Annotated in this window: 17 protein-coding genes; 14 read left to right on the forward strand and 3 right to left on the reverse strand. The window is 69.1% G+C overall.

What is annotated here, in order from left to right; all coding sequences use genetic code 11:
- Positions 1-3: 3 nt before the first annotated feature.
- Both ACGFH6_RS43890 and ggt read left to right on the forward strand, forming a co-directional pair.
- Positions 4-687 (forward strand): hypothetical protein, encoded by a 684-nt coding sequence (locus ACGFH6_RS43890; RefSeq protein WP_393397138.1) that lies wholly within the window; start codon positions 4-6, stop codon positions 685-687.
- A 92-nt stretch (positions 688-779) separates the two neighbouring features.
- On the forward strand, positions 780-2,597 hold the full coding sequence (gene ggt / locus ACGFH6_RS43895) for a gamma-glutamyltransferase (RefSeq protein ID WP_393397140.1): 1,818 nt from the start codon (positions 780-782) through the stop codon (positions 2,595-2,597).
- Here ggt and ACGFH6_RS43900 read toward each other — a convergent pair.
- Entirely contained in the window at positions 2,590-3,684 is a 1,095-nt protein-coding gene (locus ACGFH6_RS43900) for a M20/M25/M40 family metallo-hydrolase (RefSeq protein ID WP_393397142.1), read from the reverse strand. The two genes, ggt and ACGFH6_RS43900, sit on opposite strands and share 8 nt — an antisense overlap.
- Before the next feature lie 98 nt (positions 3,685-3,782).
- Between ACGFH6_RS43900 and ACGFH6_RS43905 the strand changes: the two genes are divergently transcribed.
- From ACGFH6_RS43905 to ACGFH6_RS43925, 5 genes are read left to right on the forward strand one after another with little or no spacing between them, the layout of a single operon-like run.
- On the forward strand, positions 3,783-4,451 hold the full coding sequence (locus ACGFH6_RS43905) for a GNAT family N-acetyltransferase (protein ID WP_393397144.1): 669 nt from the start codon (positions 3,783-3,785) through the stop codon (positions 4,449-4,451).
- Positions 4,444-5,088 (forward strand): MurR/RpiR family transcriptional regulator, encoded by a 645-nt coding sequence (locus tag ACGFH6_RS43910; protein ID WP_393397147.1) that lies wholly within the window; start codon positions 4,444-4,446, stop codon positions 5,086-5,088. The genes ACGFH6_RS43905 and ACGFH6_RS43910 overlap by 8 nt, the downstream gene beginning before the upstream one ends.
- On the forward strand, positions 5,078-6,193 hold the full coding sequence (gene menC, locus ACGFH6_RS43915; protein WP_393397149.1) for an o-succinylbenzoate synthase: 1,116 nt from the start codon (positions 5,078-5,080) through the stop codon (positions 6,191-6,193). The genes ACGFH6_RS43910 and menC overlap by 11 nt, the downstream gene beginning before the upstream one ends.
- Before the next feature lie 16 nt (positions 6,194-6,209).
- Entirely contained in the window at positions 6,210-7,643 is a 1,434-nt protein-coding gene (locus ACGFH6_RS43920; protein ID WP_393397151.1) for a Na+/H+ antiporter NhaC family protein, read from the forward strand.
- Positions 7,640-9,193, forward strand: a complete 1,554-nt coding sequence (locus ACGFH6_RS43925) for an amidohydrolase family protein (RefSeq protein WP_393397153.1) — start codon at positions 7,640-7,642, stop codon at positions 9,191-9,193. The genes ACGFH6_RS43920 and ACGFH6_RS43925 overlap by 4 nt, the downstream gene beginning before the upstream one ends.
- On the opposite strand, the gene ACGFH6_RS43930 is transcribed toward ACGFH6_RS43925, so the two are convergent.
- Positions 9,180-9,443, reverse strand: coding sequence for a hypothetical protein (locus ACGFH6_RS43930; RefSeq protein WP_393397155.1), 264 nt, complete (start codon positions 9,441-9,443; stop codon positions 9,180-9,182). The genes ACGFH6_RS43925 and ACGFH6_RS43930 overlap by 14 nt on opposite strands.
- A 24-nt stretch (positions 9,444-9,467) precedes the next feature.
- Here ACGFH6_RS43930 and dapF point away from each other — a divergent pair, with 24 nt between their 5' ends.
- Together dapF and hflX are read left to right on the forward strand one after the other, a co-directional pair.
- A complete protein-coding gene (dapF, locus tag ACGFH6_RS43935; RefSeq protein ID WP_393397157.1) occupies positions 9,468-10,310 on the forward strand; it encodes a diaminopimelate epimerase in 843 nt (280 codons plus the stop codon).
- A gap of 279 nt (positions 10,311-10,589) precedes the next feature.
- Positions 10,590-12,113, forward strand: coding sequence for a GTPase HflX (gene hflX / locus ACGFH6_RS43940; protein ID WP_393397159.1), 1,524 nt, complete (start codon positions 10,590-10,592; stop codon positions 12,111-12,113).
- A 66-nt stretch (positions 12,114-12,179) separates the two neighbouring features.
- Here hflX and ACGFH6_RS43945 read toward each other — a convergent pair whose 3' ends face one another.
- Complete coding sequence (locus tag ACGFH6_RS43945) at positions 12,180-14,555, reverse strand: immune inhibitor A domain-containing protein (protein WP_393397161.1); 2,376 nt, start codon at positions 14,553-14,555, stop codon at positions 12,180-12,182.
- Positions 14,556-14,782: 227 nt separating this feature from the next.
- Between ACGFH6_RS43945 and macS the strand changes: the two genes are divergently transcribed.
- The 5 genes from macS to ligD all read left to right on the forward strand — a co-directional run bounded on the left by macS (position 14,783) and on the right by ligD (position 22,213).
- On the forward strand, positions 14,783-15,904 hold the full coding sequence (gene macS / locus ACGFH6_RS43950) for a MacS family sensor histidine kinase (protein ID WP_393397163.1): 1,122 nt from the start codon (positions 14,783-14,785) through the stop codon (positions 15,902-15,904).
- Complete coding sequence (locus ACGFH6_RS43955; RefSeq protein ID WP_360452126.1) at positions 15,901-16,536, forward strand: response regulator transcription factor; 636 nt, start codon at positions 15,901-15,903, stop codon at positions 16,534-16,536. Before macS ends, ACGFH6_RS43955 begins: the two co-directional genes overlap by 4 nt.
- 73 nt (positions 16,537-16,609) lie before the next feature.
- Complete coding sequence (gene secD / locus ACGFH6_RS43960; RefSeq protein WP_393397166.1) at positions 16,610-18,910, forward strand: protein translocase subunit SecD; 2,301 nt, start codon at positions 16,610-16,612, stop codon at positions 18,908-18,910.
- A gap of 331 nt (positions 18,911-19,241) precedes the next feature.
- Positions 19,242-21,239 carry an ATP-dependent DNA helicase gene (locus ACGFH6_RS43965; RefSeq protein WP_393397168.1) on the forward strand — a complete coding sequence of 666 codons (1,998 nt, stop codon included), beginning with the start codon at positions 19,242-19,244 and terminating at the stop codon, positions 21,237-21,239.
- The gene (gene ligD, locus ACGFH6_RS43970) at positions 21,236-22,213 is read left to right on the forward strand and encodes a non-homologous end-joining DNA ligase (protein ID WP_393397170.1); all 978 of its coding nucleotides are present in this window, start codon (positions 21,236-21,238) and stop codon (positions 22,211-22,213) included. The genes ACGFH6_RS43965 and ligD overlap by 4 nt, the downstream gene beginning before the upstream one ends.
- Positions 22,214-22,359 lie beyond the last annotated feature (146 nt).

Below are 22,359 nucleotides of genomic sequence, written 5' to 3' on the forward strand. Positions count from 1 at the left end.
GAAGTGGACGAGGTCAAGAGGTTGCTGGAGGGGTTCGCCGACGAGGCCGCCGATGGGCTGCCGACGGCGGACATCGACGCGGACGTCGCGCGTGGGCGCCGGGCGTTGCGCCGGATCAAGCGGCGTCGCCGGGTGACCGGTGTGCTGTGCGTGGCCGCGGTCTCAGCGGCCGTGCTCGCGATCGGCAACCAGGTGAAGTGGTGGGGGAACCCGGGGACCGAGGTCGCCGGCGGACCGGCCGACAGCGAGACCGCGCAGACCGCGCCGTCGTCCTCGTCACCCGCGCCGGCCGAGGGCGAGACGATGTCGATGTTCGGTGCGTCCGTAGTCGAACTGGTCGCCAACCAGCAGCCCTGGAACACGATCGGCTGCACCCTCGCCCCGAAGGGCTGGAGCGCCGAGACCCCGATCCCGCAGGACCGCGTCATTCTGTCCCAGCCGACGATGCGGACCGCGGACACCGACACCAAGGTGGTCCTGCAGGCGGCTCCGGAGGCTCGCACGCTCGCATCGGTCCAGGTCACCCAGTCGGCCGGCAAGACGTTCCACATCGGCCGGCTCGACGGTCGCGTCGCGGGTCAGGTGAAGCTGCCCGACCAGTGGCTCCTGGTCGAGCTTCCGGCCGGCGACAAGGACTGGAATCCCGAGCTCCTCCGCCGCTTCCTGGACTCCTGCACGGTGAACTAGCAGCGATCTAGCCGCGCCCCAACTGGCGCGCAGCCCCAGTTCGGGATAGGCAAGGGCTTGTCCCTGTATGCCGACGCCCCGCGGGAGAACTGGTGAAGAAGCTGGTCGCATCTCTGTCTGCAGGTGCCCTCGTCCTGTCCGGCCTGAGTGCGAGCGGCGCGGCCGCCGGCTCGCCGCAGCCGCCGGCCAAGCATCCGACCGCCATCGGGTTCGGTGGTGCGGTCGCCTCGGTCGATCCCGAAGCCACGAACGTCGGCCTCGGCGTACTGCGCCGTGGCGGCAACGCGGTCGACGCCGCGGTAGCCACCGCCGCCGCGCTCGGCGTGACCGAGCCGTACTCCGCGGGAGTCGGCGGAGGAGGGTACTTCGTCTTCTACAACGCCAAGAAACACAAGGTGTTCACGATCGACGGCCGCGAGACCGCGCCCGCCACGATGCCCAACGACGCGTTCATCGACCCGGCCACCGGTCAGCCGTACCGCTTCACCCCGGAGCTGGTGACCTCCGGCGTCTCGGTCGGCATCCCGGGCACCTTGGCGACCTGGGACTCGGCACTGCGGCAGTGGGGTTCGCTGTCGCTGGGCAAGGCGCTGAAGCCGGCCGCCGACCTGGCCGATCGAGGCTTCGTCGTGGACGACACCTTCCGCGGCCAGACCTTGGACAACAAGGCCCGGTTCAGCGCGATCGTGCCGACGGCCAAGCTGTTCCTGCCCGGCGGTGACGCGCCGAAGGTCGGCTCGGTGTTCAAGAACCCGGAGCTCGCCGACACCTATCGGATGCTCGGCAAGGAGGGCCTGTCGGCCTTCTACGGCGGCCCGCTCGCGTCCGAGATCGAGGCAGTCGTGAAGACCCCGCCCAAGGCCGCGGGTGCAACGTTGCCGGTGATGCCCGGCTACCTCACGACCAGCGACCTCTCCAAGTACAAGACGATCAACCGGGAGCCGACGAAGGTCCGGTACGACGGCCTGGACGTGTACGGCATGCCGCCGTCGTCATCCGGTGGGACCACGGTCGGCGAGGCGCTGAACATCCTCCAGCCGCTCCACCTGGACAAGATGGACACCCCGCAGGCCTTGCACACCTACCTCGAGGCATCCGCCCTCGCCTTCGCGGATCGAGCCGCGTACGTCGGTGATCCGGCGTACGTCGACGTACCGACGAAGGAGTTGTTGTCGCCCGGCTTCGGCGCCGAGCGGTCCTGCGCGATCGACCCGGAGCACGCCGCGACCAAGCCGGTGAAGGCCGGCTCGCCCGACGGCAAGTACTCGCAGTGCGCGAAGGGCGTAGCGACCACGCAGCGGCCGGACACCGAAGGTCTGTCGACCACACACCTGGTTGCCGCCGACAAGTGGGGCAACGTCGTCTCGTACACGCTCACGATCGAGCAGACCGGCGGGAGCGGCATCACGGTGCCGGGTCGCGGATTCCTGCTGAACAACGAGCTGACCGACTTCTCCGCGGTCTACGACGAGGCCGACCCGAACCGGATCCAGCCGGGCAAGCGGCCGCGGTCCTCGATGTCGCCGACGATCGTGCTGCGCGGCGGCAAGCCGTTCCTCGCGTTGGGTTCGCCCGGTGGCTCGACCATCATCACGACCGTCCTGCAGACGCTGACGAACCGGCTCGACCGCGACATGACGTTGCCGGAGGCAATCGCGGCACCGCGTGCGTCCCAGCGCAACACCGCGACCGTGACGGCCGAGCCGCCGTTCATCGACGCGTACGACGCAGTCCTGAAGCCTTACGGCCACACGCTGGTCCCGTCGGGCGACGCATTCACCTCGGCCGCAGAGATCGGTGCCGTTGCCGCGCTGGAGTTCCTTCCGGGCGGTGGGATCCTCGCTGCCGCTGAGCCGACACGTCGTGGTGGGGGAGCGGCGGGAACGGTCAAACAGCTGTGGCCTAGATAGTCGTGATGATCGCGGCGACCAGGTCGGCCCGTTCGGCCAGGCTCGCCGCGATCACCTGCTCGTGGACGGCGTGGGCGCCCTTCCCCCGGGGCCCCAGGCCGTCCAGGGTCGGGATGCCCAGCCAGCCGGTCAGGTTCGTGTCGGCGGCACCTGATGCCGGCGCGCCATCGATCTCCTGACCAACCGATCGCGCGGCCGCCTGCACCTTCTGCAGCAGCTCATCGGTCGCCGCCGACGGCTGCCAGGCGGGCCGGTTCGACATCACTGACACCTGCAACTGAGCGTCTGGCCGGATCGGCTCGAGACTCGTCACGGCGTCCAGCACCGCTCGCTCGGTCTCCGGGTCGATGAACCGGAACCCGACATCGGCAGCAGCCGACCCCGGTACGACGTTCGTCCGTCCACCACCCGTGATCGTGCCGACGTTGCACAGCACGTCGGCGTACCCCGCGACCAAGGCGCGGACGGCGATCAGTTGGTCGACGAGCTCGTCGATCGCGGAGACGCCACGGCTGGGGTCGAGCGCGGCGTGCGCCTCGCGGCCGGTGACCTCGATGCGGACCCGGCTGCTGCCGCGGCGCGCGGTCTTGAGGTCGCCGTTCGGGAGCGGCGATTCGAAACCGAAGACGGCGACCACGCCGGACGATTCGGCGGTGACAAGCTCGCGGGCGGTCGGCGATCCGACCTCCTCGTCCGCGACCACGACGACGCGCACCGGGCGATGATCGCGATCCGCGATCTGCTCGAGCGCCGCCTCGAGGACGACGAGTCCGCCCTTCATGTCGAAGACGCCGGGACCGTGCAGCAGCCCGTCCTGCTCGCGCCAGGGCATCGCGTCGCGCAGTTGCCCGACCGGCCAGACCGTGTCGTGGTGACCGATGAAGAGCAGTGGCGCCTCGGCGGCGAGCCGACCGCGGCCGGGGAAGTCGGCAACGACGTGGTCGCCGGTCGGCGCCGCAACGCGACGGGCAGTCCCGCCGAGCTCGGTGTACCGGTCGAGGAGCCGGTCGGCGAAGGCGTTCAGGGCCTGGGCGTCACCGGTCGGCGTCTCGTGCCCGACGTACTCCCGGAGTCGATCGATCATCATAGATATGCAACGTATCATCATTTGGTCACCAATTGACTCCCTTGTTGTCCAGGGGATTTACTCAGGATCTGTTACGTATCTTTGAGAGGAGTGGGCCGGTGGAGGACAGTTTCAGATCCGTCTCGCTCACCACCCAGGACCGGTACGCCGAGGCCGCGGTGCTGTATCGCGAGGTCTTCGGCTACCAGCACCCCGACTACGGGCTGAACCCGCGGCTGCTCGGTGCACTGGCGAGCAACGGCGGATCGGTGGTCGGCGTACTGGACGAGAGCGACCGGCTCGTCGCCTTCGCCTACGGCTTCTGCGGTACCGACAAGCGCGGCTTCTACCACTACTCGCAGTCGGCCGTGGTCGCCGCCGGACACCAGGGACGCGGCCTGGGCCGGCAGCTGAAGTACGCCCAGCGCGAGGTGGCGCTCGGCTCGGGTATGACCCGGATGCGCTGGACCTACGATCCGTTCCAGATCCGCAACGGCCACTTCAACTTCGATGTGCTCGGCGCCCGCGGTCGCTGGTTCGCCCCGGACATGTACGGTCCCGGCACCGACCGGGTCGTCGTCGAGTGGGATCTGACCGGCCGACCCGCCGCTGTCCCGGACCAGGAGCTGACCGAGCTGGTGATGCCGGCCGAGTCGACGGACAAGGACCGGCACGAGGTGCGGGCGGCGTTCGAGGAGTTGTTCGCCAAGGGTCTCGCCGCGGTGTCCTGCCGCCGGCTGCCGGACGGGAACGCCGTCTACTACTTCGGACCGGTGGACGATGTCTGATGAGCTGCCGAACCGCGAACTGACCAGCCCGCAGGAGCGCTACGACGCCCGCCTGCAGCGCCGGTCGTCGACCCTGTTACAGCGACGCGTCGTCGAGCAGGAGCGAGCCTCGATCGAGCAGGCACTCGACGAGATCCTGGCCGACGACTCGATCGCCCAGGCGGCCGCCCGGATCGTCGCAGCCCGCCGCCGGTTCATCATCGGCTCCGCGAAGTCGTTCTCCTACGCCTCGCTGCTCGCCTTCGACCTGAGTGCCGGTCTGTCCCAGGTGACGTTGATCGACGGCACGGTCGTGCGCGGTGTCGACGTACTGTCCGACGTCCGGTCGAGCGACTTGATGGTCGCGTTCTCGCTGCGCCGGTATCGCCGCGACACCGTCGAGATCGCCCGCAGATTCGTCGAGGCCGGTGGCGAACTCGTTGCCGTCACCGACTTCGAGGACGCGCCGCTGGCGAAGATCGCGGACCAGTCCATCTACGTCGCCACCGGCAGTGCGTCGTACGTCGACTCGCCGACCGTGGTGGCGTCCGTGCTGCACGTGCTGGCGACCCTGACCACGGCGAGCGCGAAGGGTGCGCGCCGGCGGCTGGGGGAGCGCGACCGCTTGAACACGGAGCTGGGCCTGTATGTCAACTGACCTGAAGATCACCGCGGCCCGGCTGCACCGGGTCCGGATGCCGCTGGTGCACGCCTTCCGCACCAGCTCACACCGCAAGACCTACCTCGATCACATCCTCGTCGAGCTGGAAGACGCGTCGGGAGCCGTCGGCTGGGGCGAGATCGCTTCGCCGTCGGATCCGTACTACGCGCCGGAGACCGTCGAGACGTGCTGGCAGATGGCCGAGCGTTACCTCCTTCCGGCCGTGCTCGGGCAGACCTGGGAGCGGCCCGAGCAGGTTCCGCGGTTGTGGGCCAAGGTCCGGGGCAACCAGTTCGCCAAGGCCGGCGTGGATGTCGCCGCCTGGGTGTTGTGGTCGACCGTGCGAGGTGTGCCGCTGGCCGAGGCCCTCGGCGGAACGCGGACCGAGGTTGTCGCCGGGGTGTCGCTCGGGATCGAGCCGACGATCGACGATCTGCTGGCCGAGGTCGAGCGCCAGGTGGGAGCCGGGTATCCGCGGGTCAAGCTGAAGATCGCGCCCGGCTGGGACGTCGAGCCGGTGCGCGCGGTGCGAGCGGCGTACCCGGAGCTGGATCTGCATGTCGATGCCAACGGCATCTATTCCGCGGAGCAGTCGGACGGGCTGCGCGCGCTGGACGAGTTCGGCCTGACCATGATCGAGCAGCCGTTCGCGCCGCGGGACCTGCTCGCCCACGCCCGTCTGCAGCAGGCGATGACGACCCCGATCTGCCTTGACGAGAGCATCGAGACCCTCGACGACCTGGAGACCGCTCTGGCCGTCGAGGCGTTGAAGGTGCTCAATATCAAGGTGTCGCGGATGGGTGGCCTGACCGCCGCCCGCGCCGCGCACGACCGCGCTCAGCAGGCCGGCATCCCGGTCTGGTGCGGCGGCATGCACGAGTTCGGCATCGGTCGCGCCGCGAACGTCGCGATCTCCAGTCTCCCCGGTTTCTCCCTCCCGTCGGACGTCTCCGCCTCGGAGAAGTACTACGCCCAGGACGTGATCACACCCGCGGTGACTGCCACCCGGGGTGTCGTCCAGGTGCCGACGGGAACCGGTCTCGGGCACGCGGTCGACGCGGAGCTGATCGCCGCGAACACCGTTGCCACGCTGTCCCTCTGAACGAACAGGACTCTTGATGAGCCAGGACCAGAAGAGCACGACCACGTCCGCGAACGCCTACCAGGTCGAAGTCGCGCCCGGGCGCCGCCGACTGGTGAACGCGCTGGCCGGGGCCGGGCTGGTCGTCTCGATCGTCGCCGGCCTGCTCACCGACGGCCCGACGCTGTGGGGCCTGCTGCCGATCGTGCTGTACGCCGTCCTGTGCCTGCTCGGCATGGACATCGTCGTCGGCACCGTCGTCGCGGTGCTGTCCGGCGTACTGATCGCCGGACTGAGCCCGATCGAGACCGGTACGTTGCTGGGCAAGTCGCTGGCCGACTCGGTGACCGCGATCGGCCTGATCATCGTGCTGGGCGCCGGCGTCGGCGAGGTCCTCAGAGTCACCGGCGTGGCGTCGACGATCGTGTCCGGCGTGATGCGGGTGGCCGGCAACCGCAGCAGGGTCGCGGTCGTGCTCGGCGTGATGATCGCGTGCCTGATCCTCGTCGCCAGCCTCGGCACCCTCGCCGGAGCCCTGGCCATCGCGGCGCCGATCGTGCTGCCGATCACCGCGCGACTGGGCTACACCCGCGCCGCGACCGCGTCGATGATCTTCATCGGCGGCTGCGCCGGCCTCACGATCGCGCCCTTTGCCGGTTCGAACGTCGCGATCATGACCGCGGCCGACGTCAACTACCTGACCTACCTCGGGTACGGCGCCGGACCGCTGGCACTGCTCTCGCTGGTGCTCGGCCCGTTCGTGGTGGCCTACATCCAGCGCCGGACCGCGCGCACCGGCGACGAGTACGACCTTGCCGAACTCGTCTCCGACGACAGTGCAATGACCGCTCGGGCGCCGCGCGCCGCGACCGCCACCTTCCTCGTCGTACTGCTCGGCAGCGTCGTGTACGCGACGGTGACCGAGGCCGGCACCAACTTCCCGCTGCTCGCGCTGCCGGTGCTGGGCATCGTCACCGGGTTGGCCGGACGGCTCTCCGCGAAGGACATCGCCGAGCACATGTACCGCGGTGGAGCCAAGCTGATCAGCATCCTGCTGTTGTTCTGGTTGCTCGCGGCCCTCTTCGCGCTGATCGACCAGCTCGCGCCGTTCAAGGTCATCCTCGACCAGCTCGGTCCGGAGCTCGCGACGGTGTCCGGCTTCGGAGTAGCGATCGCGATCGCCTTGCTCGGCTGGGTCGGCGTACCGGGCGCGACCGCGGCCCAGGTCGTCCTGCTGGACAAGGTGTTCGGGACGCTGGCGGCGAGCGCCGGGGTCGGGCCGGGCGCCTGGGTCGTGGTGCTGCTGTTCGCGTCGAAGGCGGACACCTACGGCCCGTTCCCGAACGCCAACATGGTCGGTGCGATGGGCCTGGCCCGATCCTCCGACCTGAAGAGCATGCTGATCACCGGGTGGATGATGCTGGTGCCCGCCTGCGTGATGTACGCCGTGATATTGCTGGTGACAACATGATCGCGATCACGGGTGGCCTCGTCCTGGACGGCAGTGGTACGGACGCCGTCGCTGCAACCGTACTGATCGACGGCGACCGGATCGCCGACGTACTGCCGCCTGACTCCGCGCCGGCCGACGCCGAGGTGATCGATGCCACGGGCAACATTGTGGCACCTGGGTTCATCGACCTGCACTCGCATGCGGACTTCTCCGTGCGTACGTCGCCGGACGCGGCCACGCAGCTGCATCAAGGCGTCACCACACTGGTCACCGGGAACTGCGGCTGGTCGCCGTTCCCGATCACCGACCTGGAGTCCATGAAGGCCGGTACGGCGTTCCTTGACCCGCAGCACGACTGGTCGTGGCGGGACACGGCTGAGTTCGCTGCACCCCTGCAACCCGCCGTGAACCTCGCACTGCAGGTCGGGCACTCGTCGCTCCGGATCGCAGCCATGGGCAGCGCCGAGCGGGCGCCGTCAGCGGACGAACTGCGGACGATGCAGGACCTGCTGCGCAAGGCCGCCGACCAGGGTGCTGTCGGCTTCTCGACCGGGCTGATCTACGCACCGGGCGCATACGCCGAATCGTCGGAGGTCGCTGCTCTGGTTGCGACCGCGGCCGAGTGCGGTCTGCTCTACTCGACGCACATCCGCAACGAAGGCGCGGACCTGCTGGCAGCACTGGACGAGGCGATCGCCGCTGCGAGGGCCGCCGGAGCGAGGCTCGAGGTCTCCCACCTGAAGGCAGTGGGCAAGGCGAACTACGGCCTCGTCACCGCCGCACTCGAGCTCCTCGACCAAGCCCGCGCAGACGGAGTCGACGTGGCCTGGGACGTCTATCCGTACACAGCCTCCAGTACGACGCTCACGGCCCGGCTGCCCACCTGGGCGATGGACGGCGGCCCGCATGCCCTCCTGGCCAGGCTCGCCGACCGGACCGAACGGGAGCGCATCGCGGAGGCCATCCGGACCCGCGACCTGCTCGATGGGAACGCCGTCGTGATCGCGTCGCTGCCACCCGGCCGGTACGAGGACTGCCGTGGTCTCAGCCTGGCCGAGATCGCCCGCCGCGACGAGGTGGACGCGGCCGAAGCCGCACTGCGCGTGCTCGAACACCACCGGGCCGCGGTCAGCGTCGTCAACCACGCGATGAACGAGGACGACGTCGTCACGGTGCTGCAGCACCCGTGCACGAGCGTTGCGAGCGACGGCTGGATCCTCGACGCCACCGGCACCGGTCACCCGCATCCCCGCAACTTCGGCACGTTCCCCCGCGTCCTCGGCCGCTACACCCGTGACCTCGGCGTCCTCTCGTTGCCCGAGGCAATCCGGCGGATGACCTCGCTCCCGGCGTCCCGATTGGGCTTCAACGACCGTGGCGTGGTGAAACCCGGTGCCGTCGCGGACCTCGTCGTACTGGATCCGGCTCAGGTCGCCGATCGGTCGACGTACGACGATCCGTGGCAACTGTCGGTCGGCATCGAGCACATGCTCGTCGCGGGCCAACCGGTGCTGACGGACGGTGTACCGACGGAGGCGCGGCCGGGCCGGGTGCTCACGCTTTCTTGAAACGCTTGGGCGCGGTCGGCAGCGGGGGAGGAGCGGTGGGCTCGTCCTCGGCCGCGGTCTCGAGCCACCCGTCGTACTCCGCCAGGACCTCGTCCACCTCGGCCTTGTCGACCTCGTGGAGTACGACGACCCACGGGTGGTCCTCGTCGTCGTCCTCGCCGTGGAAGCGTCCGCGCCGGACCTGGCCGCCCAGCCGTTCGGCGGCCGCTTCGGCGTCCTCCTGCTCCCAGAAGTAGGCGATCAGCTCCATGAGGGACACCGTACGATCTTCGGTATGAGCACGTTTCCCTGGCTGAAGGGGCATGGCACGGAGAACGACTTCGTGATCCTGCCCGACCCCGACGGTTCGGTCCACGGGGACCTCGATGCGGAGCTGGTCCGGTTCCTCTGCGACCGGCACGCGGGCCTCGGGGCGGACGGCGTACTGCGGGTGATCGACGGTGGCAAGCAGTCGTACGTCGAGGACGGCGGCGACTGGTTCATGGACTACCGCAACTCGGACGGCTCGATCGCGGAGATGTGCGGGAACGGCGTACGGGTGTTCGCCAGGTACCTGGCCGAGGCCGGCCTGACCGGTGACAAGCCGGTCCGGGTCGGGACCCGCGCCGGGGTCAAGGAGGTCGTGCAGAACGACGACGGGACGCTCACCGTGGACATGGGCGAGCCCGTGCTCCCCGGTCCGGCGGGCATCGTCGTCGAGGCGAACGGTCACCAGTGGCCCGCCGTTCACGTGGACATGGGCAACCCGCACGCCGTGGCGTTCGTCGACGACCTGCACGAGCCGGGCAACCTCTGCGACCAGCCCACCTGGTCGCCCCAGGAAGCGTTTCCCGCCGGCGTCAACCTGGAGTTCGTCGTACGGCGGGGTCCGCGGGACGTCGAGATGCGGGTGCACGAGCGCGGAGCGGGCGAGACGCGGTCCTGCGGGACGGGCACGTGTGCCGTCGCGGTGGCGGCCGCGCGGGCGGCCCGGGAGGAGCTGCCGGTCACGTACCGCGTCGGCGTACCGGGTGGCGAGGTCACCGTGACATGGCGTGCGGACAACCACCTGGAGCTGACCGGACCGGCCGTCGTGCACGCTCGCGGGGACTTCGACCGGACCTGGCTGCCCGCCTGAGCCCGGATCCGTCGAGTCGTGGATTGTTGGCTGGCGGGTTGTGTGACGGTGCATTTCGACAGGACGTATCGACACGACCCGGCCGGTCGCAGGCGTGAATGCGCCTGACGACCACGATCGCGGGTCGACACCTCCTGTCGAAATGCACACCGGAGCGCTGGTATCGGAGGACGGATCGGCCTGTCCAGGCTCTGATCAGGAATTCGTGCAGCGCGTGGGGCGTTGACTACCGTTAATCGGGTCGCTTGTACTGGTGGCCCGTGCCACGATGGAAGGTATATGACGACCCATTCGCATTCATACGACGACACCACCAGCGACCGGGGCGGTGGGGCGGGGGAGTTGGACGCAGTCGAACTTGACCTCATCGAGGGCGATGACTCCGGCGATTCGTTGACGGGTCACGACGACTTCGAACAAGAACTGAGCACCGAGGGCCTCGAGCTCGAGGAGCGCCAGGCGCTACGCCGCGTAGTCGGCATGTCGACCGAGCTGACCGACATCAGCGAGGTCGAGTACCGCAAGCTGCTGCTCGAGCGGGTGCTGCTGGTCGGCGTCTGGACCGAGGGCAGCGCCGAGGACGCGGAGAACTCGCTGGCCGAGCTGAAGCTGCTCGCCGAGACCGCCGGTTCCGAGGTGCTGGACGGTGTGATCCAGCGGCGGAAGAAGCCGGATCCGGCGACCTTCATCGGTTCCGGCAAGGTGGCCGACCTGCGCAACCTGGTCGCGTCGCTCGGCGCGGACACGGTGATCGCGGACGGCGAGCTGGCGCCCGCGCAGCTGCGCAACCTGGAGGACAAGCTCAAGGTCAAGGTGGTCGACCGGACCGCGCTGATCCTGGACATCTTCGCCCAGCACGCGAAGAGCAAGGAAGGCAAGGCCCAGGTCGAGCTGGCCCAGCTGCAGTACATGAAGCAGCGCCTGCGTGGTTGGGGTGGCAACCTGTCCCGCCAGGCCGGTGGACGCGTCGGTGCTGCCGGTGGCGGTATCGGTGGCCGTGGTCCCGGTGAGACCAAGATCGAGACCGACCGGCGCCGGATCAACACCAAGATCTCCAAGCTGCGGCGTGAGCTGAAGGGCATGAAGGGCACGCGGTCGACGATGCGCCAGGAGCGCCGCCGGCACGCGATCCCGTCGGTCGCGATCGCCGGCTACACCAACGCCGGCAAGTCCTCGCTGCTGAACAAGATCACCGGTGCCGGTGTCCTGGTCGAGAACGCCCTGTTCGCGACCCTGGACCCGACCACCCGGCGGACGACGACGTCCGACGGCCGCGTGTACACGTTCACCGACACGGTCGGGTTCGTCCGGCACCTGCCGCACGACATCGTCGAGGCGTTCCGGTCGACGCTGGAGGAGGTCGCGGACGCGGACCTGCTGCTGCACGTGGTCGACGGATCGCACGCCGACCCGTTCGCGCAGATCCAGGCGGTTCGCGAGGTACTGAGCGAGATCGGCGCCGCGGACGTCCCGGAGATCATCGTCATCAACAAGGCCGACCTGGCCGACCCGATGGCGCTGGCCCCGATCCTGCACCGCGAGCCGCGCGCGATCGTCGTCTCGGCCCGCACCGGCGAGGGCATCGACAAGCTGAAGTCGCTGGTCGAGGCCTCGCTGCCGCAGCCGGACGTGGCGCTCGACCTGCTGCTCCCGTACGAGCGGGGTGACCTGGTCTCCCGGATCCACTCCGAGGGCTCGGTCGACCAGCTGGAGCACACCGCGGACGGCACCCGCGTCACCGCCCGGGTCCACCCGGATCTGGCCGGCGACCTGACGCCGTACCAGGTGGCAACGGCTCAGTAAGCAAGGCAGACACAGGCAACGGCCCCGGGAGGATCCTCCCGGGGCCGTTGTCTTGTGCTCAGCAGGTCAGCTGCGCTTGGACACCTGAACCTTCATGGTCGTCCCGGAGCGGGACACGACCTTGATGTTGACCCCGTTGTTCGGGACCTTCACGCTGCTCGTCGGCAGGTCCGCCGACCAGTACTGCTTGCTGTCGTTGAACGTCGGTACGGCGTCCTGGCCGCGGACGTAGCTCGCCTGCCCGTTGATGTGCAGGGTGAACGAGTCCGCCTTCTCCAGACCGAACGTCGCGTCGTACGCGCTCACCCGCGGCCGCCAGACCTGGCCGTCGATCCGGTTGATCGGGGTCGGGTGCGAGTCGATCGGCAGGATGAGCCCGCCGCCGGGGTGGGTGTTGGTGTTGTTGTCGTTGAACGAGGTGTCCCAGTACCAGACCAGCAGACCGTCCTGGTACGGGAAGTGCTCGACCTTGTCCGGCAGGGTGTTCAGCCAGCCGAAGTTGTACGGACCGGTCTTCAGGTACTGGTCCTGGGCGACGTAGTTGATGTGCGACGCCAGGTAGAAGTTGTCGTGCATGCTGGTGAAGCTCGCGCCCTGGGCGCTGAAGCCGTTCAGCGTCCAGCCGTCCGGCGAGGTCTCCGCGCCGGAGGTCAGCACCGTGGTCGTCCCGGACGTCACCTTGATGTCGTCGGCGAAGAAGCCCTTGCCGCCGGTGTTCGGGTCGGTGGTGTAGCGGAACTGCAGGCCGACCGTCTTGCCCGCGTAGGCGGACAGGTCGAAGGTCGCCGGGACCCAGCCGTTGCTCTTGCCGTCGATGCCGTTGCCCTCGGCCGGCTTGGTGATGCTGCCCTGGATCGGCTTGTAGCCGGTGCCGTCGTTGACCTCGACGTAGGCGTAGTCACACGCCGTCGTACCGCAGTCCTCGATGTCCCAGTTGGCCTGGAAAGTGAGGCTGGCCGGTGCTCCGGCGGGCAGGGCGATCTGACGGTTCATCGTGTGGGTGAAGTTGTCGCCGGCGCCGCTCCACCACGACTTGGTCCCGACCGCTGGTGGCACGAGTTCGTTGACGCGCGCCTTCTTCGGCAGCGTCACCACCAGCCCCTGGGCCTTGGTCGAGTTGTATTCGTGCGGGCCGAGTTCGACCGTCCGCTTCTGGCCGGCGTTGACGATCTCGTAGTCGAGCCAGCCCAGCTGCAGCTTGTCCCACGCGTTCAGGTCGGCCGCGCGCTCGCCGAGCCCGCCGTCGGTGGCCGCGCTGACCCGGCTCTGGGCCATCAGGGTCCACCAGTTCACGCCGTTCTCGACGGCCGCACCGGAGGTGTCGTACTCGTCGGGCAGGCCCAGGTCGTGCGCGTACTCGTGCGCGAAGACGCTGACGCCGCCGTTCTCCGGCTGGATCGTGTAGTCACCGACCCACATGCCGGTGTCGCCGATCTGAGCGCCACCGATCGGGTTGTTCGCCGGGCCGCCGGGGAAGCCGGCGTACCAGCGGTGCGACCAGATCGCGTCCTCACCCTGCTGCGGGTCGCCGTCGGCCTGGTCGCCGCCGGCGTGGACGATCTGGAAGTGGTCGATGAAGCCGTCCGGCTCGTTGAAGTTGCCGTCACCGTCGAAGTCGTAGCGGTCCCACTGGTCGAACGTCTTCAGGTCGGCGGTGATCTGCGCCTTGGTGCGGCCGGCCGCCTCCTGGTCGGCGACCCACTGGTTCACCGCGTCCTGGATCAGGTACCAGGTGTTGTTGCAGACGTTGCCGGTGCAGGGGAAGCCGTTCGAGCGACCGTAGCGGGCCTCGTTGTACCTCACCTTGACCCAGTCGGTGACCTCACCGGAGACCGAGTAGCGGCCCGAGGACTGCTTCTCGTAGTACTTCTTCACGGAGTTGCCGTTGCCGAAGTACATGTCCTGGAAGTGCTGCTGGTTGTAGTCGGCCTGCCAGACGGTGGAGTTGTCGACCGACCGGTCCGGCTCGGGGATCGCGTTGTGCAGCGGCCCCTCGAACGTCGCCGGGCCGGGGATGCTCGGTGCCTGATCCTTGTCCGGGTAGCTCGGGTGCCGCTCGTTGCCGAACTCGGCCAGGATCACGAAGATCCGGTCGGTCTTCTCCCGGCTCAGCTCGACGTACTGGTCGACGGTCTGCTTGGCCTTCGGGCCACCCTGGCCCTTGGCCGCGGCCGACTTGGTGCCGACCTTCACGACCGTGCTGGCGCCGCGTTTCTCGGCCTTGGCGGTGCCGTTCAGCACCTTCGTCAGCGCTTCCTGGCGCAGTTCGCGACGCTGGTCCTCGAGCGGGCTCGACAGCTCGTCGGACGTCTGGGCCGGCTCGCTGGCGCTCGTGGCTGCGGGAGCCCCTTCAGGCGGGGCGGCGGCGCCGGACGAAGCCATGCTCAGTCCGAACGTCGCCGCAAGGGCCAGGCTGAACAGCCCGGCGGGTAGCTTGCGCACGATTCCCCTCCATGCATTGGTCGCTGCCACCGCGATGGTGACGCGGCGTGATCGAAGCTCCCCCGAGCGTGTTTTGCGCGAGAGTACGGCGAAAACCGGCAGACCTGAAGTGGATGGCGGAAAATCCGGGAAACCTGCGGGGAATCCTGCGCCATGAGTAGGACTACCTGACCGGTCCGGTACGACGCCTCAGCCGCGGCGGGCCGGTCGATTGGCAGACTGTCCCGGTGAAGTCCGACCCCGTCGACCTCCTGCAGCCGTTGTGGCGTGCCCTGGTCGCCTTCCGCGTGATCGCCTTCGGGTTCGCGTGCTTCGGCGTCTGGACCCGGTGGGACGGGATCGTCCGGCCGTCCGGGGCGGTGCTGCTGCTGGCCATCATGGGTGTCTGGACCGTCGTCTCCTCGATCGGCTACAGCCGGCGCTGGGGACGCCGCAACACCCGGCTGGCCTTCGCCGACCTGGTCATCACCGTCGGCTGCATGTACGCGACCCTGCTCGCGCAACCGCTGCTGGACATCCGCGCCGGAGCGTCCGTGCTGACCTCGGTCTGGGCGGCCGGACCGGTGCTCGCGCTGGCCATCTCCCGCGGGCGGGACGGCGGTCTGCTCGGCGCCGTGACCGTGAGCCTGGCGCTGCTGTCGCTACGCGGTGTCGACCACGCGTCGAAGATCCTCGGCAACGTGCAACTGCTGCTGGTCGCCGGTCTGGTCGTCGGGTACGCCGCCTCGACCATGCGGCAGGCGGGAGCGCGCCTGCGCGAAGCGATCGCGACCGAGAGCGCCACCGCCGAGCGGCTGCGGCTCAGCCGGTCCATCCACGACGGCGTGCTGCAGGTGCTGGCCCAGGTCCAGCGTCGCGGTACGGCGATCGGCGGTGAGGCGCTGGAACTCGCCGAGCTGGCCGCCGAGCAGGAAGTTGCCCTGCGCACCCTGATGTCGTCCCGCCCGACGGTCGGCGAGGGCGACAGCGTCGACCTGTGCGGGCTGTTGCTGCCGCTGGCCACCACCCGCGTGGACGTCGTCGTACCGGCCTCGCCGGTCCTGTTGCCGGCCGCAACCGCCGCCGAACTGGTGGCCGCGGTCAACGAAGCGCTGAGCAACGTGGACAAGCACGCCGGACCAGCGGCCCGGTCCTGGGTGGTGGTCGAGGACCTCGGCGACGAGGTGGTCGTGTCGATCCGCGACGACGGGATCGGTACGACGCCTGCCCGGCTGGAGCAGGCCCGCGTCGACGGGCACCTGGGCGTCAGTGAGTCGATCCGCGGCCGCATCGCCGATCTAGGTGGCACAGTCATGGTCCGGACCGCCCCCGGCGAGGGAACCGAGTGGGAACTGAAGGTGGCTACATGACACGCGTGATGATCGTCGACGACCATCCGATGTGGCGCGAGGGCGTGGCGCGCGATCTGGGCAGCCGTGGGTACGACGTCTGCGCGACAGCCTCGGACGTGGCTGGTGCGGTGAAGATCGCGCTGGCGACCCGGCCGGACGTGGTGGTGATGGATCTGCAGCTCGGCGACGGGTCCGGCGTCGACGCGACCCGGGAGATCACCGCCGCGCTGCCGGACACGCGGGTGCTGGTGCTGTCGGCCAGTGCCGAGCAGAGCGACGTACTGGACGCGGTGAAGAACGGCGCCTCCGGCTATCTGGTGAAGTCGGCGTCGTTGGACGAGTTCGACGACGCAGTACGGCGTACTGCGGAAGGCGACGCGGTGTTCAGCGCCGGACTGGCCGGACTGTTGCTGGGGGAGTACCGACGGCTCGGCGCAGGGCCGGAGGTGCCGCACCTGACCGAGCGGGAGACAGAGGTGCTCCGCCTGGTGGCCCGCGGGCTGACCGCTCGCCAGATCGCGACCCGGCTCGTGCTGTCGCACCGGACGGTTGAGAACCACGTGCAGAACACGCTCCGGAAGCTGCAGCTCCACAACCGGGCCGAACTGGTCCGCTACGCGATCGAACACGGGATCGACGCACCGGAATAGTTCGGAGCCGAATGGACTTTTGCATCAGCTCCATAGACTGAGCGCTCCTCGCCGAGAGCCTCCGGAGGCTGTTGTGAACCGGTCGTCCCTCGTCCGCGCGCTGCTGGCGTTCTTCGTGCTGGCAGCCTCGACGTACGTCGTGCTGACGGCCAAGCCGCAGCTCGGCCTCGACCTGCGTGGCGGAACGCAGATCGTGCTGGAGGCGAAGGACTCGCCGACGGTCAAGGCGGACAAGAACACCACGGACAAGGCCACCCAGGTGCTGCACCGGCGGATCGACGCGCTCGGCGTCAGCGAGCCGAACGTGACGCGCCAGGGCGAGAACCGGATCATCGTCGAACTGCCCGGCGTGCAGGATCCGCGCGAGGCCGCGCAGGTGATCGGCAAGACCGCGCAGCTCACCTTCCACGAGGTGCTCGACCAGGTCGCGACGAAGCCGGCCAAACCGGCCGCGGGCGAGCTCTACCTGCCCAGCGACACCGGTCAGGGCTTCCTCCGGCTGGCCAAGCCCGCGATGACCGGCGAGATGGTCAGCGGCGCGGAGGGCCGGCTCGACCCGCAGCAGGCCGCCATGGGCTGGTTCGTCGAGATGAACTTCAAGGGCGATGGTGGCAAGACCTGGGCCGCCATCACCGGCAAGGCCGCCTGCCAGCCGCTGAACACGCCGCAGCGGCTGATCGCGATCGTGCTCGACAACGAGATCATCAGCGCGCCGCAGGTCGACCCGAACGGCGGCAACCAGCTGTGCAACATCGGCATCGGCGGCGGCACGACCACGATCTCCGGCTCCTTCAACGAGGAGCAGGCCAAGGACCTGGCCGCGCTGATCTCCGGTGGCGCGCTGCCGGTGCCGGTCGAGGTCATCGACCAGCGCACCGTCGGCCCGTCGCTCGGACAGGACGCGATCCAGGCGAGCGCGCTGGCCGCCGTCATCGGCCTGGCGCTCACGGCGATCTTCATCGTGATGGTCTACCGCCTGGTCGGGCTGATGGCGGTCCTCGGCCTGATCGGGTACGCCGGGATGTCCTACGCGGCCCTGACCGTGCTCGGGGCGACGCTCACCTTGCCGGGCCTGGCCGGCTTCGTGCTGGCCATCGGTATGGCGGTCGATGCGAACGTTCTGGTCTTCGAACGGGCGCGTGAGGACTACATCGCGGGGCGGACCGACGGGCTGCGTCGCTCGCTGCGGAGTGGTTTCCGGAACGCGCTGTCCGCGATCGCCGACTCGAACATCACCACGCTGCTGGCTGCCGGACTGTTGTTCTTCCTGGCTGCCGGACCGGTCCGCGGGTTCGGCGTCACGCTGAGCATCGGTGTGCTGGCCTCGGTGTTGTCGGCGCTGGTCGTGACGCGCGTGCTGGCGGAGTTCGCGGTGTCGCGGGGCTTCGTCGTGCGGCACCCGCGGCTGAGTGGGATCGCAGGACACGGGCGGGTTCGGACCTGGCTGGAGGCGCGGCGTCCGTCGTTGATGAAGCACAGCCGTCGCTGGCTGCTGATCACGGCTATCGCCATCATCGTGAGCCTTGCCGGGGTCGCCGTACGCGGGCTGAATCTCGGCATCGAGTTCACCGGTGGGCGGCTGCTCGAGGTGAGTACGGCGCAGCGGATCACACCGGACCAGGCGCGGGCCGCGGTCGCCGAGGCCGGGTACCCGAACGCGGTGGTGCAGGCGTCCGGCGCCGACGACATCACCGTGCGGACCGGCACGATCAGCGACGACGAGGCGGAGAAGATCCGCGAGTCGATCTCGAGGATCGGCGGCGGCACGGAGTTGGTCCGCAACGAGAGCATCGGGCCGTCGCTGGGTGAGGAACTGCGGAACAAGGGCCTGATCGCGCTCGGGATCGCGCTGCTCGCGCAGTTGATCTATCTGGCTGCGCGGTTCCGATGGACGTTCGGCGCCGGCGCGGTGCTGGCGTTGCTGCAGAACGTGGCGGTCGTGGTCGGTGTGTTCGCGTGGACCGGCAAGCCCGTGGACGGGATCTTCCTCGCCGCGATCCTCACGATCATCGGCTACACGGTGAACGACTCGGTGGTCGTCTTCGACCGCATCCGGGAGACCCGCAGCGCGCGCTCGACCGAGAACCTCGGCCCGGTCATCGACACCGCCATCGTCAACGTCCTGCCCCGCACCATCAACACCGGCATCTCCACCCTCTTCATCCTCAGCGCCCTCCTGTTCCTCGGCGGCGACTCCCTGGCCGACTTCGCCCTGGCGCTACTCCTGGGCATCCTCGTCGGCACCTACTCCTCCAACCTCACTGCGGCCCCTTTGCTGCTCGAGCTGGAACGCCGCTACCCAGCCCCACCCCCACGCCCCAAACGCCCCCAGGTAGACCGAGACGCCCAACCCGACCGCGGCGCCGTCGTCTAACAGCCGTCACATGGCGGGACGGTCGTCGAGTCGTGAATCGACGTCCACGAACCGGCCCGCCTCGAACCGAAATCCACGACCCGACGGCGATGCCAAGCCCTTCGCCCGGCCCTCGGCTGTGTCGGATCAGCTGATGCGCAGATATCCCTTGGTGTTGTGGGTTCTCCCATCGTGTGCGAGCAGAGAACCCACCACGGGAGGGGATATCCGGCTCTCGTGACGATGGGTGGAGCGGGCACTCCATCGCACCGACCGACGCATCAGGCGGGAGACCGGGTTATCCACACCTGCGGCCGTCGGACGGAAATCTGTCCGTCGGGCGGGCTAGGGTGTGGCGGTGGGTGTTGATGTGCGGGAACTGCTCGAGGCTGCTGTGTCGGGGATCAACGGGCAGACCAGGCCCGGTCAGGTGGAGATGGCGCAGGCCGTCGACACCTCGATGCACGACGGTTCGCATCTCCTGGTGCAAGCCGGCACCGGCACCGGCAAGTCGCTCGGCTATCTCGTCCCGGCGCTCCTGCACGCGATCGAGGACCGCCGCGTCGTCGTGTCCACCGCGACCCTCGCGCTCCAGTCGCAGCTCGTCGACCGCGACGTCCCCGCGCTCCTCGACGCGACCGAGAAGCTCCTCCCGCGCAGACCGTCGTACGCGATCCAGAAGGGCCGCAACAACTACGCCTGCCTGCACCGGATCCGCGAGGGCGCGCCGGACGACGACGGCATGCTCATCGACGTCCCGCCGCCCGGCCAGATCGGCCAGCAGGTGCTCGAACTGCGCGACTGGGCCGAGCAGCAGCTGCTCGACGGCAAGGCCGGCGACCGCGACCACGCCCCCTCACACCAGTACCAAGCCTGGCAGCAGGTCGCCATCGCCGCTCGCGAGTGCCTCGGCGCGCAGAAATGCCCGTACGGCGAGGAATGCTTCGCGGAGAAGGCGAAGGACCAGGCCCGCAAGGCCGACATCGTGATCACGAACCATGCCCTGCTCTCGATCGACGCCTTCGAGAACCGCACCGTGCTGCCCGAGCACGACGTGATCATCGTCGACGAGGCGCACGAGCTGCCCGCCCGCGTCACCGGCGCGGCCGGCGACGAGCTCTCCCCGCAGATGGTCGAGCGCGCCGCCAAACGGTCCCGCCGCTTCGTCGACGACGACAAGGCCGACGACCTGATCGATGCCTCCGACGCCCTCCGCGCCGCCCTCGACAGCACGCGCGAAGGCCGCATCGAGCCGTCGAACGCCGCGGTGCTGGAGGCCGCCGCGCTGGTCCGCGACGCCGCCCGCTCGCTCTACTCCGACCTGAACAAGAAGTCCGACGACAAGGACGACGACCCCGACGGTGCGAAGCGGCAGTCGAAGGGCGCGGTCAAGGAGATCTTCGACGTCTCCGAGCGCGTCGCGGCGCTCAGCGACGCCGACGTGGTCTGGATGACCGACCGCGACCGCTTCGGCCGCGAGCTCCGGATCGCGCCGCTCACCGTCGCCGGCCTGCTCCGCGAGCTCGTGCTCAAGGACCGGACCGCCGTCCTCACCTCCGCGACCCTCACCCTCGGCGGCGACTTCGACGCGATTGCCCGCCAGGTCGGCCTGCGCCCGGCGGACAAACTCGATGACGACGACGAGATGCCGGAGCTCGACGAGAGTTCCGAGACCGGACCGCTGCCCTGGCGCGGCCTCGACGTCGGCTCCCCGTTCGAGTACGAGAAGCAGGCGATCCTGTACGTCGCCAAGCACCTGCCGCCACCGCATCGCGACGGACTGGGGCAGAAGCAGTTCGACGAGATCATCGATCTGGTCACGGCCGCCGGTGGCCGTACCCTCGGCCTGTTCTCGTCACGCCGCGCGGCCGAGGCGGCGACGGCCGCAGTTCGCGAGGCGACCGACCTGAAGGTGCTCTGCCAGGGTGACGCGCAACTGGGCGAGTTGGCTCGCGAGTTCGTCGACGATCCGGAGACGTCCCTGTTCGGCACGCTGTCGCTGTGGCAGGGCATCGACGTACCGGGCTCGACCTGCAACCTGGTGATCATCGACCGGGTGCCGTTCCCGCGACCGGACGAGCCGCTGATGGCGGCCCGCCAGCGCGCCGTAGACGAGGCGGGTGGCAACGGCTTCATGGCCGTCGCCGCGACGCACGCCGCACTGCTGCTCGCACAGGGGACGGGCCGGCTGATTCGCCGCAGCAGCGACCGCGGCGTGGTCGCCATCCTCGACCCCCGCATCATCACCCAGCGGTACGGCGCGTACCTGCGCGCCTCCTTGCCTCCGATGTGGCCGACCGCGGATCGTGAGAAGGTGCTCGGCGCCCTGAAGCGGTTGCAGTCGACATGAGCCCCGCGACCAGTCCTCCGGTGCTGCCGATGATGGCCTCCCTGGGGGAGATGCCGTCTGGTGCGGGCTGGTCGTACGAGCTCAAATGGGACGGCATCCGCGTCATCGCCGAGGTGGACGACGGCGTCTGCCGGCTCTGGTCGCGCAACAGCCGCGACGTCTCCGCCGGCTACCCCGAGTTGATCGGTCTCGCCGAAGCCCCGGGCCTGCGGCTCCCCGCCGTACTCGATGGTGAGATCGTCACCCTGGACGAGAACGGCGCACCGTCGTTCGGTCTGCTGCAACGGCGGATGCACGTGCGGGACCCGCGCCAGCTGCGGCACCTGATCACCCAGGTGCCCGTCTCGGTGCGGCTGTTCGACGTCCTCCGCTTCGACGGCAAGTGGTTGCTGGAGGCAACGTACGACGATCGCCGCGGGCTGCTGGACTCGCTCGACATCGGCGACCCGTTCTGGGAGACGCCGCCGGCGTTCGACGACGGGGGAGCGGCGCTCGACGTGGCGATGTCGACCGGGCTCGAAGGCGTGGTGGCGAAGCGCCGGAAGTCGCGCTATCTGTCCGGCCGGCGCAGCTCGGACTGGATCAAGATCAAGCCGGTCCTGACCCGCGACGTCATCCTCTGCGGCTGGCACCCGGGCGAAGGCAACCGCGAGGGCAAGATCGGCTCGTTCTACTGCGGCGCCTACTCCGAGCCGGGCGGTGACCTGGTCCTGATCGGGAAGGTGGGCTCGGGCCTCGACTTCGCCACGCTCGACATGTTCAGCGCGGAGCTGGCCGGCCTCGAGATCGGTGCTCCGCCGTTCGACCCGTCGACGATCCCCACCCACGACCGCCGCATCGCGCACTGGCTGGACCCGGTCCTGGTCGCGGAGGTGACCTACTCCGGATGGGCCGCGGATTCTCGCCTGCGTCATCCGGTCTGGCGCGGTCTGCGGCTGGACATCAACGCCGACGCGGTTCTCGTCGACCGCTGAATTTGCGCCGGGCCGGGCGCCGACGACATTGTCCGGAATTCGGAGAGATTTGCGTTGCGCTGAGACGGTCGATGTTCAGGTGTCTCATTCAGCAACGATATTCCGGCAACGGCGGAAGGAACTCTTGTGCTCTTCGCGTCAACGAC

This window comes from Kribbella sp. NPDC049227 (assembly GCF_043197265.1).
Classification (GTDB): Bacteria; Actinomycetota; Actinomycetes; order Propionibacteriales; family Kribbellaceae; genus Kribbella.

Bases quoted from the DNA above. Each gene is read 5' to 3' on its own strand.
- dapF (WP_393397157.1), top strand. From the start codon at position 9,468: ATGAGCACGTTTCCCTGGCTGAAGGGGCATGGCACGGAGAACGACTTC.
- ACGFH6_RS43920 (WP_393397151.1), top strand. From the start codon at position 6,210: ATGAGCCAGGACCAGAAGAGCACGACCACGTCCGCGAACGCCTACCAG.
- menC (WP_393397149.1), top strand. From the start codon at position 5,078: ATGTCAACTGACCTGAAGATCACCGCGGCCCGGCTGCACCGGGTCCGG.
- ACGFH6_RS43900 (WP_393397142.1), bottom strand. From the start codon at position 3,684: ATGATGATCGATCGACTCCGGGAGTACGTCGGGCACGAGACGCCGACC.
- ACGFH6_RS43955 (WP_360452126.1), top strand. From the start codon at position 15,901: ATGACACGCGTGATGATCGTCGACGACCATCCGATGTGGCGCGAGGGC.
- ligD (WP_393397170.1), top strand. From the start codon at position 21,236: ATGAGCCCCGCGACCAGTCCTCCGGTGCTGCCGATGATGGCCTCCCTG.
- ACGFH6_RS43925 (WP_393397153.1), top strand. From the start codon at position 7,640: ATGATCGCGATCACGGGTGGCCTCGTCCTGGACGGCAGTGGTACGGAC.
- ACGFH6_RS43930 (WP_393397155.1), bottom strand. From the start codon at position 9,443: ATGGAGCTGATCGCCTACTTCTGGGAGCAGGAGGACGCCGAAGCGGCC.
- ACGFH6_RS43910 (WP_393397147.1), top strand. From the start codon at position 4,444: ATGTCTGATGAGCTGCCGAACCGCGAACTGACCAGCCCGCAGGAGCGC.
- hflX (WP_393397159.1), top strand. From the start codon at position 10,590: ATGACGACCCATTCGCATTCATACGACGACACCACCAGCGACCGGGGC.